This window comes from Dickeya sp. CFBP 2040, assembly GCF_012273755.1.
GTDB classification, from domain to species: Bacteria; Pseudomonadota; Gammaproteobacteria; order Enterobacterales; family Enterobacteriaceae; genus Dickeya; species Dickeya poaceiphila.
The window spans coordinates 149600-162035 of the sequence record NZ_JAAVXH010000087.1 but is presented as its reverse complement, the minus strand read 5'-3'; the positions used below and the strand labels follow the sequence as shown (position 1 = coordinate 162035).

Sequence of the window (12436 nt, the reverse complement as noted above, 5' to 3'; positions counted from 1 at the left end):
AGTCGGCATGATGAAGATAATCGCGTTTCTTACCCGTACCCGTTATCCGGGGCGGATTCACGTCACCGACATTCTGAGCTGGGTGTGGCTGGTGGTGGGCACGCTGCTGGTGTTGATCCCGGTGATGTGGGCGGCGATGTCGTCGCTGAAAACGCCGTCGGAGATCAACCGTTTTCCGCCCAGTTTTTTGCCGGAGGCCGCCAGCACCGTCACGCTGCCCGACTACCCGAAACCGCTGGAGCTGTGGCAGGCGAAGCAGGACGACGGCAGCAGCAAAACACTGGCGATGGTGCGCCGCATCGGCCTGCTGGCGCAGATGGTGGACCCGAAAGCGCCGCAGGAGATAGTGCGGGTGCCGGTGCAGAACCTGACGCCGCAGAAAACCCTGCATCTGGAAACCGACAACTACGCCACGCCGATGTCGAAATTTCACTTCGCCACCTACCTGAAAAACACCGTATTCGTAACGGTGATGGCGACGCTACTGACGCTGCTGCTCAGTTCGATGGCGGCATTCGCCCTGGCGAAATACGAATTTCGCGGGCGCGGCACGGTACTGACGTTATTCTTGTCCACCATGATGATCCCGCTGTCGGTGGTAATGGTGCCGACCTTTCTGGTGGTGATTGGCCTGCGTATGGGCGATAACCTGTGGGGGGTGATCATCCCGACTATCGCCACGCCCACCGGGGTGTTTTTGCTGCGCCAGTACATGCTGACCATTCCGGATGAGTTGATCGAAGCGGCACGCATCGACGCCGCCAGCGAATTTCGCATCTACTGGAAAATCATCCTGCCGCTCACTGCGCCGGCGCTGGCAGTGCTGGCGATCTTCTCGGTTATCTGGCGCTGGAACGACTTCCTGTGGCCGCTGATTGTGCTGTCCAGCCAGGATAACTTTACGCTGCAAATCGGCCTGAATGCGTTTCAGGGGCAGTTCTCGGTACAGTGGCACTATATTCTGGCGATGACCATGCTGTCGCTGCTGCCGGTGACGGCGGTATTCGTGTTCCTGCAAAAATACATCACCACCGGTATTGCCAACACAGGAATGAAATAAATGAAGACGCTCAAAGATATTGCTGAGCGTGCGGGCGTGTCGATCAGTACGGTATCGCGGGTGCTGAACGGCACCGCGCCCATCAGCGCCAAAGTGCGCCAGCAGATTATGGCGATTGCTGCCGAGCAGGGGTATCCGCTGCACAAGGCGAGTAAAACGGCGCAGAACCCGGAGCCGCTGCGCCACATCATGCTGGCGACGCCGCGTAATCTGATGCTGGAAAGCGACCTTAATCTGGTGTCGCTGACGTTGATCAACCGGCTAAAAACCCTGTGCCAGCAGCGCAACATCCAGCTCAGCCCGTTTGTCGGCGAGCCGGACAGCATCAACGAACAGCAACTGTTACAGGCGCTGCGGGGCGATAAGGCCAACGGTATCCTGATAGTCAATGACGATCATTCCGCCTTGCTGAATGCGGTGGCGGAAAGCGGCGTGCCGGCGGTGCTGATTAACGGCGAAGACCCGACCATGCGGCTTAACGCCGTGATGCCTGCCAACCACTATGCAGCCGCCGCCGCAGTACGTTATCTGATAGCGCAGGGGCACCGCCGCATCCTGCATCTGACTTGGCCTTCGCGTCAGACTATCCGTGAACGCGAGCGCGGCTACCGGGATGCGCTGGCTGAAGCCGGGATCGCACCCGATGAGCGGCTGATTCTGTCGCTGCCGGATTTTCAGCCGCTGACCGCCCGCGACGCGCTGCTCGACTGGCTGGCGCGTCACCCGGACCGGCTCGGCGTCACCGCCATTTTCTGCGCTGCCGATAATCAGGCCATTGGTGTAATCGACGCGCTCAGTCAGCACGGCTTGCGGGTGCCGGATGATTTCTCGGTGATGGGCATGGACGACATTCTGCCGCTCGACATGTTGCCGCTGTCGCTTACCACCGTGCATCTGCCGTTCGAAGAGATGGCGTGCGCCGCGCTGCACCTGCTGACCCAACAACTGCTGCCTGCACAGGCGCTTGGCGTCGCCCAGCGCATCGAGCTGGCCGGGCATGTGGTGATCAGGGAGTCGGTGCGGGGGGCACTACATGTTTAAGCGCTAAATAAAAGACAGTATTGCTGATGGTGCGTGTGCCGAAAAGCGTATTGGGACGTTCAACGGAATAATACGTAAATTAGCCATGATGAATGGCATAGTAACGTGATGAAAAAAGAGAACTCATATTTTTTTAAGTGCTGAACTCATTAAGTGGCCGGCGACACCCCATTTTTTAACTTCTATGCCCAAAAAATGGAATATTATTTGGCGAAGCTACTTGGATGATTTTATTTGCAGAAGTACAGCAAATGATTAATACTCGATAATTTATGAGAGTATGGCCTGACAATAATTTTGTGATTTATTATTGTGATGGTGCTAACTATATCATTTTATGAGGATGTGTCTGATGGAAACAATAATGGAAGATTTTGTTGTTATATTTAACGCTTTCTGGTATCAGGATTTTCCTGCTCCAAACAGAAAGTATATCTATAGCGTGAATTGGACGAATCATATTGGGTGTGCTGTTAAGAAATATGCTGATTTACTAGGGTGTTATTTATTTTTTGAGTCTGGTAATAGAACAGGTTCAGTAATTCGTGACGCTAACGGTACGATAATGGCCAACGTCGAATGGACGTGGGATGAATTAGGGGAAAAAAGGGAATGATAAAATTGAAAAACTTAAAAAAATTGAATCCGATAGCGATAAAAAACATTTCTCTGCGTTCATTTCCTACTGTAAATCTGGTCGTGTAGATGATGAAGTTAAGGAGATTAATAATATTTGGCAGTCTGCAAAGAATCCCCTTTTGCTGTTTGTTATAACATTCAAGCCGGATGGAGAAAAACGCCATTTCTTAGAGTTGATTTCGTATCATTTCTGCAATGGCGAATACAAAAAAATACGCACACAGCCTGCGCTGCCTTGGGATGTTCCGAATTCAAAATGGTGGCAAGGAACGGAGTAGCGGTTGTTGAAGGGGAATATAATCAGAGCTACCTATGTCTGGTTTTATACCCGTCATACTTCAAGTTACAGGTGCGTTGGCTGCGCTCAGTCACCCGAATCACTTACCTGAGTAAGCTCATCGGGATTCCTTCCCTTGCCGCCTTCCTGAAACTCGAATTATTTAGGGTATAAAATCATTGCCTGCGAGCAACCTGTAGGCGCAGCAATGGTATGCTCGTTTCCATCCTCCATTAGTGAATATCCGCTATTCACCACGAGCATCGTAATATAAAGGGGCTGTCGCTTTCTCTGCGACAGCCCACTAAGAATCAGAACCGTTTTAAAAAATGCCAGGGTGTTTTTTAAAACGGAATGTCGTCGTCAAAATCCATCGGCGGTTCGTTGCCTGGCATCGGCGCGCTTTGCTGCGGACGGGACTGGGACTGACCGCCGCCGCTGAACTGGTTGGCTTGCTGCGGCTGTTGCGGTTGACCCCAACCACCTTGTGGCGCGTTACCACCACCCATATTACCGCCCATGCCGCCACCGGCTGGTGCACCGCCGCCTGCGCGGCCACCCAGCATCTGCATACTACCGGAGATATCGACCACTACTTCGGTGGTGTAGCGATCCTGACCGCTCTGATCCTGCCATTTGCGGGTGCGCAACTGGCCTTCGATATACACCTGAGAGCCTTTGCGCAGGTATTCGCCGGCGATTTCCGCCAGCTTGCCGTACAGTGCAACGCGGTGCCACTCGGTGCGCTCTTTCTGCTCGCCGGTCTGCTTGTCGCGCCAGCTGTCCGACGTGGCCAGAGTCAGGTTAGCGACTGCGCCGCCATTCGGCATGTAACGGACTTCCGGGTCCTGACCCAGATTCCCGATAAGAATCACTTTGTTAACGCCTCTGCTGGCCATGTTGGTGTCTCCTGAACAATCACGTTTTAAAAGTTTAAACGAATAATTCTAGCACGTCAGTGCTATAGATTATACCGGTGCGAGAGCCGCGAGCCAGCTTGCGTCTTTATTTGCCATATTGCTGTTATTGCAGTCAAATACTGGATATCCATTCAGTTTTGTTTATGCCATAATCGGCCTTTTCTATCGCTTTCCTTTCTTTCGTAAAGGATAAAAAACAGCGTCTATTGCGGGAAAAGTATGCATGGATAAGATCGAAATTCGTGGTGCCCGAACCCATAACCTGAAGAATATTAACCTGATTATTCCACGCGATAAGTTGATCGTCGTGACGGGGTTATCCGGTTCCGGCAAATCCTCGCTGGCGTTCGATACGCTGTATGCTGAAGGGCAACGTCGTTATGTGGAGTCGTTGTCGGCCTACGCGCGCCAGTTTCTGTCGCTGATGGAAAAACCGGATGTGGACCACATTGAAGGGTTGTCGCCCGCCATTTCCATTGAGCAAAAATCCACCTCGCACAACCCCCGTTCTACCGTCGGCACCATCACTGAAATCCACGATTACCTTCGTCTGCTGTTTGCCCGTGTCGGTGAGCCGCGCTGCCCGGAACACGATATTCCGCTGGATGCCCAGACCGTCAGCCAGATGGTGGATAATGTCTTATCGCAGCCGGAAGGCAAGCGGCTGATGCTGCTGGCGCCAATGGTTAAAGACCGCAAGGGCGAACACACCAAGACGCTGGAGAACCTGGCGACGCAGGGCTATATCCGCGCGCGTATCGACGGCGAAGTGTGCGACCTGTCGGACCCGCCGAAGCTGGAGTTGCAGAAAAAACACACCATCGAAGTGGTGGTAGACCGCTTTAAAGTGCGTGACGATTTGGCGCAGCGCCTGGCCGAATCGTTCGAAACCGCGCTGGAGTTGTCCGGTGGCACCGCTGTGGTGGCGGATATGGATGAGCCGAACGCGCCGGAACTGCTGTTTTCCGCCAATTTCGCCTGTCCGGTGTGCGGCTACAGTATGCATGAGCTGGAACCCCGGCTGTTTTCATTCAACAACCCGGCGGGGGCCTGCCCGACCTGCGACGGGCTGGGCGTACAGCAGTTTTTCGACCCGGCGCGTGTGGTGCAGAACGGCGAGCTGTCGCTGGCTGGCGGCGCCATTCGTGGTTGGGATCGCCGCAATTTCTACTACTTCCAGATGCTGCGTTCACTGGCGGAGCACTATGAGTTCGATGTGGAAGCACCGTTTGATAGCCTCAGCCCGGCGATTCACAAGGTGATTTTGTACGGTTCCGGCAAGGAAAATATCGAGTTCAAGTATATCAATGATCGCGGCGACACCTCAGTGCGTCGTCATCCGTTCGAAGGGGTGCTCAACAATATGGAGCGCCGCTACAAAGAGACGGAATCGACCGCGGTGCGTGAGGAACTGGCGAAGTTCATCAGTAACCGGCCATGCGCCAGTTGTCACGGCACCCGCCTGCGTGAAGAAGCGCGCCACGTCTATGTGGAGCAGACAACGCTGCCGCAGATTGCCGATATGAGCATCGGCCACGCGATGGCGTTTTTTCATAACATCAAGCTGAGTGGTCAGCGGGCGAAAATCGCCGAAAAAGTGCTGAAAGAAATTGGCGATCGGCTGCGCTTTCTGGTTAACGTCGGCCTGAATTACCTGTCGCTGTCGCGCTCGGCGGAAACCTTGTCCGGCGGTGAGGCGCAGCGCATCCGTCTGGCGAGCCAAATCGGTGCCGGTCTGGTCGGGGTGATGTATGTGCTGGACGAGCCGTCAATCGGTCTGCATCAGCGCGACAACGAACGCCTGCTGGAGACGTTGATTCACCTGCGCAACCTCGGCAACACGGTGATTGTGGTAGAGCATGATGAAGACGCCATCCGTGCCGCTGACCATATCATCGATATCGGTCCCGGCGCAGGTGTTCATGGCGGTCAGGTGATTGCCGAAGGCACGGCCACGCAGATTATGGCGGTGCCGGAATCGCTGACCGGGCAGTTCCTGAGCGGCGCGCGCAAAATCGAGATCCCGGCGCAGCGGGTGCAGGCCGATCCGACTAAAGTACTGAAACTGATTGGCGCGCGCGGCAACAACCTGAAAGACGTGACCCTGACGTTGCCAGTCGGGCTGTTCACCTGCATTACCGGCGTGTCCGGTTCCGGTAAATCGACGCTGATCAACGATACGCTGTTCCCGATTGCCCAGCGTCAGCTTAACGGCGGTGAACTGAACGAACCCGCACCGTACCGCGAGATCCAGGGGCTGGGGCATTTCGACAAGGTGATCGATATCGATCAAAGCCCGATCGGTCGTACCCCTCGCTCGAACCCGGCCACCTACACCGGTGTGTTTACGCCGATCCGCGAATTGTTTGCCGGCGTGCCGGAAGCGCGCAGCCGTGGCTATAACCCTGGCCGCTTCAGTTTTAACGTGCGCGGCGGGCGGTGCGAAGCCTGTCAGGGTGACGGTGTTATCAAGGTGGAAATGCACTTCCTGCCGGATATTTATGTGCCCTGTGACCAGTGCAAAGGCAAACGTTATAACCGCGAAACGCTGGAGATTAAATACAAGGGCAAGAGCATCCATGAAGTGCTGGAAATGACCATTGAAGAGGCGCGCGAGTTCTTTGATGCCATTCCGGCGCTGGCGCGCAAGCTGCAAACGCTGATCGATGTCGGTTTGTCCTACATTCGGCTGGGGCAGTCCGCCACCACGTTGTCCGGCGGTGAGGCGCAGCGTGTGAAGCTGGCGCGTGAGCTGTCGAAGCGTGGCACCGGGCAGACGCTGTATATTCTGGACGAGCCGACGACTGGCCTGCATTTCGCCGATATTCAGCAGTTGCTGGCGGTTTTGCATCAGTTGCGCGATCAGGGCAACACCATTGTGGTGATAGAGCACAATCTGGATGTGATCAAGACCGCGGATTGGATTGTCGATTTGGGACCGGAAGGCGGCAGCGGCGGCGGCGAGATTCTGGTGTCCGGCACGCCGGAAACGGTGGCGCAGTGCGAGCAATCTCACACCGCCCGGTTCCTGAAACCGATTCTGGATCGGGGTTAATCAGTTTAGGTTATTGATAAACCTTCCTATTTGACGGAAGTGGTTTTTCCAGCGTCAAAACTGTGCTGAGGCTAGCGGATTCGCCGGGTGAGCCGCATGGACGCAGCGAAAGCCCGTGCCGTGCTGGGAGCACGTCACGGGCGGCCCGAACAGCGAAGACGCTTGCCGAAGGCACCGCGCCAGCGGCACAGTTTAGCTATCAAGCCAGTGGTCAAGGAGAGGCGGCGTTGAGTAACCTTGTTTTCAGGTATGACTACCGGCGGTATGCTGCGATTGAGCATACCGGACCGGTTGTTAATGTTGTGCCAGTGACATATCTTCAGAGAGATATTCCACCACCACCTGATTACGTCCGCTGTTTTTGGCTTTGTACAGCGCCTTATCCGCCGTTTTAATGGCGATATCCAGAGCTGCTTCCTGTGGGTTAAAGGTGGTCACGCCAATTGAAATAGTGACCTGATGGTGATGCGAACCTGGTATATAGACCGTGTTGGCGACATTATTGCGTAGTCGTTCGGCGATTACTGTGGCGACGGTAATGTCGGCACCCGGCAGCAGAATCAGAAATTCTTCACCGCCAATGCGGCAGATCAGATCGGTTTTACGGTAGTTTTTGCGGATCTGTTGGCTCAGTTTACGAATGACCTCATCACCAACGTCATGACCAAAAGAGTCGTTAATCGCTTTGAAGTGATCGATATCAATGGCGATCACGGAGACTTTTTTATATTCGCCACGGATCTCCTCCATGCTTTCCAGCATACCGCGGCGGTTCAGCATACCGGAAAGCGGGTCGGTATGGGCTTCCGAGCTGAGGCGGCCAATACGTTTATGCAACAGCACCGTACCTATCAGCAATACCCGTTTTAACTGTTCGACTTCCTGATACCAGGCTTTGACCGCGCGGATTTTGTTTATCACACCGAGCTGTTCCATGCTGCTGGCTGATTTCGCCAGTCGGCGTAGCGGTTTGGCAATGTAATAGGCCAGCAGGCTTATCGCCAGCAGCGTGAGGATGCCTGGCGGCGTACCCTGTCTGAGCACATTGAGCATCACGTTATTCAGCGCTTCTTCAATGGAGTGAAATGACTGTTGAGTGATGATAATCCAGTCTGATTTTTGTGTGCGAATAAATGAAGCCGGTGAAGGGATACCTTGTTCATCCGGCATCATAAAACTGCCTTTATTCTGACTGCTAATCGTGGACAGGGCATGTGAATCGTTAAATTTAGCGCCAATTTGGGTAATGTCGTGGTGATAAATGATGGTGCCTTCTTTATCAATCACATAAGTATTAAAACTGTCATTGCTGAATTGCGTATTCATAAACTCATTCAGAACCCGCTGGCTATTCAGATAAAGGGAACCACCGATATAACCGAGATAATTGCCTAAATTATCCACAATAGGTTGTGAAATAAAAATAATATAATTGCCGTTCAGGGAGGTATAAGGGGGGCTGATAGAAAATCGTCTTTCTTTCAGTCTGCTAAGATGCTGGCTGGAGGTCAGGATGATGCCGGGCAAATTAAGCGACGTTGGCGAGGCGGCGATAATCTGGCTATTTCCCGCTACCACCACCATCGAGTTAAAGGCATGGCTTAACCGATGAATGCGTTGCAACTCGGCTTGCAGGGCGCCAAGATTTCCTGACTTCATATGGCTGGCGATAAGTCTCGCGCTGTAAGACAGTTGTTCTTCTGACGTAGAGAAAAAATTATCTACAGTTGCAGATAATTTGTATGAATAACTTGAGTTCACTTTTGTTGCCTGTTCAATAAGCAGTTTTTTTTGCACGTGATAAAAAGTGAAATAGCTATTCAGTAATGTAACAAACATACTGGTAAGGGAAATAAATAAAATTAAATGCAATAGATTTATTTGTGGCAGTTTTTTTGTTCGCATGTAGTTATAGTTACCGGATTATTATCATTTTTAGTTGCTAACGATATGCAACTTATCTATTCCCCATTTAAGGTTAAGGTGAAGAAAAAACACCTGTTTGACCTTAGTATTTAAGTATTAGTCAAGGTTTAAAATAGTGTCAACAGACGGTAAAGGAATTTTTTAGTTGGAACGATTAGTTGGAACGAAAAGAAAAAAAGAAACTGTGTTCTAATAAGCGTTATAAGTATAAATTAGAAAGTAACCTATAAGAATAATTATCATGTATTCGAGCAATTGTTAATCAATATGCTGTTGCTATTTTTTTGCGCGGTTTACCCATTATGGTAGCCGGAAGGGCGGTTTTATCGTGATGTGCAGCCTCTGTGTGCCTCTTTCACGGGGGTGCCCATACGGGGTCAGGCGATTTACTGACTCCTTGATAAAACCTCATGTTATTCCCTTTCTTTCTTAACCGAGGTGGCTCATCACTGAGGCTGTTTCTCATGCACGACGGATGCCTGCCTGTAGATTTCTTGCTATTAACCATACAAAAAGTAAGTGATTTATGTTGTTATTTTTGATCAATAACAATTAAACGATAATATTTCCCCATATCTGGTTAATTTTTGAGTGTTTTTGCCGATCCCGATATAAAGGTTTATAGACAACAGCCGATAGCAGCTCTGGGTCAAGCCAGGGGATATTAAATGGTTGCTGGAACAGATGACGTTGAGTCTGGTCTTAGTCTGCACTACGTTTTACACCTCTTTTTTAATGTTTTTGTTTTACCCACTGTGGAAAAGAAATGATTTTTGTCGCCAGGAATGGGAACGAGAAACATTTCATTATGATGGCTGGTTGAACTATTTGTCTGGCTGTTGTTTTTCCCTTATCACGATCAATGACTGTAACGGATGAGATGTCTGTTTTAGCCATAGCTCTGTGCGTTGCCCTTGAGAATCATCTTTGTTGCATTGTGTTCTTAATAAAGGAGTGAGGAACTGAATATGCGTTTATCTGATTGGCGAATAGGGTATCGGCTGGGGGCTGGTTTTGCCGTGCTGGCTATTATGTTGGTCTGTGTGGGTATATTATCAATAGCAAAGTTGTCAAGTTTTCATGATAACGCGCGTGACATTGTGCAGGATATTTATCCTCAAACTGTTAATGCCAACGCGCTGATAGAAGATGTGAATGAAGCCGTCCGAATTTCTCAGCAGTTAATGTTGGTGTCGGGCGATGACCGTATCAAGGCGATATCCGACCAAATTCCCCCGCTCTCAAAAGACATTACCCGGCTGATGGATGCATTGGTAAAACATGCTAATGAATCTCAGGATGCGAAGAGTCAGGAGTTGATCAGCGATATACAGCGTATTCGCGCTCAGTTTCTGGCTTCGGGGCTAAAAGTCGGCGAGCTGGTAAAAAACCACAACCGGGAAGCGGCGTTTGATGAATTTAATCAGCATCTTGACCCGACGCAGCGCGAGTACCGTAATGCGGTGCGCCGGTTGGTGGATTACCATAACAAAGCCATGTTAGGCACCATTGATACCATGTCGTCCACTTACCTCAACATCCGGCTGATTCTGCTAACGATTCTGGGTGCTGGTGTGTTGCTCAGTATCTGGGTGGCGATGGCGATTACCCGCAGTGTCACCCAGCCGATTCAGCAGGCGCTGGCGATGGCAGACCGTGTATCGCAAGGCGATCTTTCCTCACACATTTCTTCCAACCGTAAAGATGAAACCGGGTTGCTGTTGCAGGCGTTGGATCACATGAATGCCAGTCTGCGGCAGATTGTCAGCCAGGTGCGCGATGGTGCGGAGGCTATCTCTAGCGCTGCTTCGCAAATTGCTGCGGGTAATCAGGATCTCTCTTCCCGCACCGAAGAACAGGCCAGCTCGCTGGAGCAGACGGCGGCCTCCATGGAAGAGCTGGCCTCGACCATCAAAAACACCGCCGACAACACCCAGCAGGCGACGTCGATTGCGAATCAGGCATCGTCAGCCGCGAATCGCAGCGGTGAAGTGATGCTGTCCGTCACCCATAAGATGCGGGGCATTCGTGAAGCGTCGATGCGTATGGCTGAAATTATCGGCGTGATCGACGGTATTGCGTTCCAGACCAATATTCTGGCGCTCAATGCGGCGGTGGAAGCCGCACGTGCCGGCGAGCAAGGGCGCGGTTTCGCGGTAGTGGCGGGCGAGGTTCGCTCGCTGGCGCAACGCAGTGCTACGGCAGCGAAAGAGATAAAAGAACTGATCGATGATTCGGTAGACAAGATTCAGGAAGGGATGGATCTGGTGGATAACGCTGAATCCACCATGAATGACCTGACCAGCCACGTTAACGATGTGCATGGCATCATCAACGAGATCTCGCAGGCCAGTCATGAGCAGAGCGATGGCATCAGTCAGCTCAACATTGCGGTCGGGCAAATCGACACCACCACCCAGCAGAATGCGGCGCTGGTGGAAGAGTCGGCTTCCGCTGCGCTGTCGTTGCAGTCTCAGGCATCGCTGCTGGCTGAAGCGGTGAGCGCATTCCGCCTGTCGTCGCAAGGCAGCAAGGCAGCAACGCCGCCCACCCGTCGGCCTGCGGCGGCGTTATCCCCCGCGGCGTTGCCGGTTCGCCCGGCTGTGGCCGAAAAACGTGCCGCTGCTACTGCCTCCAGCCATGATGATTGGACATCGTTCTGACAGAATATCCCTGAAGCGGGGAAAGCGCTGTTGGATTAAGGGCGTAGTGTATAGGGTAGTGTGGTGAAGGGTTTCGTGCGTGATTAACCGCATCACGCCGACACCGAAGGCGTGCCTGAAAGCGTGAAGAGTTTCGTGCGGGATAAACCGAGTCGCTTCTTTGCCACATCATCGCACGCACGACAAGGAGAGGTGCAAGCGCCACCTCTCCTTGACCTCTGGCTGGGTGGCTAAACTACGCCGCTAACGCGGTGCCTTCGGCGTTCGCCTTCGCTATTCGGACCGCCTGTGACGCGGTTACTCGCCCCATCCCTGGGGCTCGCCCTACGGGCCAGCGTAAACGCTGTTCAAAAACGCTCCCGGCGTTTTTGTCCAACACGGCACAGGCTTTCGCGGCATCCATGCCGCTCATCCGGCGAAGTCGCCCACCTCAGCGTAGTTTTAACGCCAGTAAACCCGTCAACCACCGCTTGTACGGCAGTGAAAATCTAATTTAATCCCCTTAATCGCCAGAACTGTTTTCTAAGCTGCCTACTCGGCAGTGAATTGAAAGGAAAACAGCGTATAACATTTGATTTGTTTCTAAGCTGCCTACTCGGCAGTGAACGACACGGCGGAAGAATGGGTAAGTCGCTTTCTTTTCTAAGCTGCCTACTCGGCAGTGAACGAAACAAAAGAGCGCGTGGCGGTAATCGACAATTTCTAAGCTGCCTACTCGGCAGTGAACGTAGGCAACACGTTCCGCGTTGGGCCTAATCATTTCTAAGCTGCCTACTCGGCAGTGAACTCGCTCCGACAGCAGGACTAGTGAGGAAGACATTTCTAAGCTGCCTACTCGGCAGTGAACATGTACCT

The 12436-nt window shown here is 52.4% G+C and carries 7 protein-coding genes and 1 CRISPR repeat array (1 of these 8 only partly in view); of the genes, 5 read left to right on the top strand and 2 right to left on the bottom strand.

The window, feature by feature from the left end:
• Window positions 1–7 precede the first annotated feature (7 nt).
• The 3 genes from Dpoa2040_RS12440 (at window position 8) to Dpoa2040_RS12430 (ending at window position 2717) form a co-directional block, all read left to right on the top strand.
• Window positions 8–1060, top strand: a complete 1053-nt coding sequence (locus tag Dpoa2040_RS12440) for a carbohydrate ABC transporter permease (protein ID WP_168641440.1) — start codon at window positions 8–10, stop codon at window positions 1058–1060.
• Window positions 1061–2101 (top strand): LacI family DNA-binding transcriptional regulator, encoded by a 1041-nt coding sequence (locus Dpoa2040_RS12435; RefSeq protein WP_168641439.1) that lies wholly within the window; start codon window positions 1061–1063, stop codon window positions 2099–2101. It abuts the gene before it with no gap.
• Between the two features lie 352 nt (window positions 2102–2453).
• Window positions 2454–2717: a hypothetical protein gene (locus Dpoa2040_RS12430; RefSeq protein WP_210423922.1), complete on the top strand. Its 264-nt coding sequence runs from the start codon at window positions 2454–2456 to the stop codon at window positions 2715–2717.
• 644 nt (window positions 2718–3361) lie between these two features.
• Here Dpoa2040_RS12430 and Dpoa2040_RS12425 read toward each other — a convergent pair.
• Window positions 3362–3916 (bottom strand): single-stranded DNA-binding protein, encoded by a 555-nt coding sequence (locus tag Dpoa2040_RS12425; protein ID WP_042872689.1) that lies wholly within the window; start codon window positions 3914–3916, stop codon window positions 3362–3364.
• A gap of 244 nt (window positions 3917–4160) precedes the next feature.
• On the opposite strand from Dpoa2040_RS12425, the gene uvrA reads away from it, so the two are divergent.
• Window positions 4161–6992, top strand: a complete 2832-nt coding sequence (uvrA, locus tag Dpoa2040_RS12420) for an excinuclease ABC subunit UvrA (protein WP_168641437.1) — start codon at window positions 4161–4163, stop codon at window positions 6990–6992.
• A 294-nt stretch (window positions 6993–7286) separates the two neighbouring features.
• Here uvrA and Dpoa2040_RS12415 read toward each other — a convergent pair whose 3' ends face one another.
• On the bottom strand, window positions 7287–8831 hold the full coding sequence (locus Dpoa2040_RS12415) for a sensor domain-containing diguanylate cyclase (RefSeq protein ID WP_246867296.1): 1545 nt from the start codon (window positions 8829–8831) through the stop codon (window positions 7287–7289).
• Window positions 8832–9886: 1055 nt separating this feature from the next.
• Here Dpoa2040_RS12415 and Dpoa2040_RS12410 point away from each other — a divergent pair.
• Window positions 9887–11581 (top strand): methyl-accepting chemotaxis protein, encoded by a 1695-nt coding sequence (locus Dpoa2040_RS12410; protein ID WP_168641435.1) that lies wholly within the window; start codon window positions 9887–9889, stop codon window positions 11579–11581.
• 519 nt (window positions 11582–12100) lie between these two features.
• Window positions 12101–12436: direct repeats of the CRISPR family, unit length 28 nt; unit sequence TTTCTAAGCTGCCTACTCGGCAGTGAAC; it runs 412 nt beyond the window's last position.

Coding starts and splice junctions, on each gene's coding strand:
- uvrA (WP_168641437.1), top strand. CDS start 4,161: ATGGATAAGATCGAAATTCGTGGTGCCCGAACCCATAACCTGAAGAAT.
- Dpoa2040_RS12410 (WP_168641435.1), top strand. CDS start 9,887: ATGCGTTTATCTGATTGGCGAATAGGGTATCGGCTGGGGGCTGGTTTT.
- Dpoa2040_RS12435 (WP_168641439.1), top strand. CDS start 1,061: ATGAAGACGCTCAAAGATATTGCTGAGCGTGCGGGCGTGTCGATCAGT.
- Dpoa2040_RS12440 (WP_168641440.1), top strand. CDS start 8: ATGATGAAGATAATCGCGTTTCTTACCCGTACCCGTTATCCGGGGCGG.
- Dpoa2040_RS12415 (WP_246867296.1), bottom strand. CDS start 8,831: ATGTTTGTTACATTACTGAATAGCTATTTCACTTTTTATCACGTGCAA.
- Dpoa2040_RS12425 (WP_042872689.1), bottom strand. CDS start 3,916: ATGGCCAGCAGAGGCGTTAACAAAGTGATTCTTATCGGGAATCTGGGT.
- Dpoa2040_RS12430 (WP_210423922.1), top strand. CDS start 2,454: ATGGAAACAATAATGGAAGATTTTGTTGTTATATTTAACGCTTTCTGG.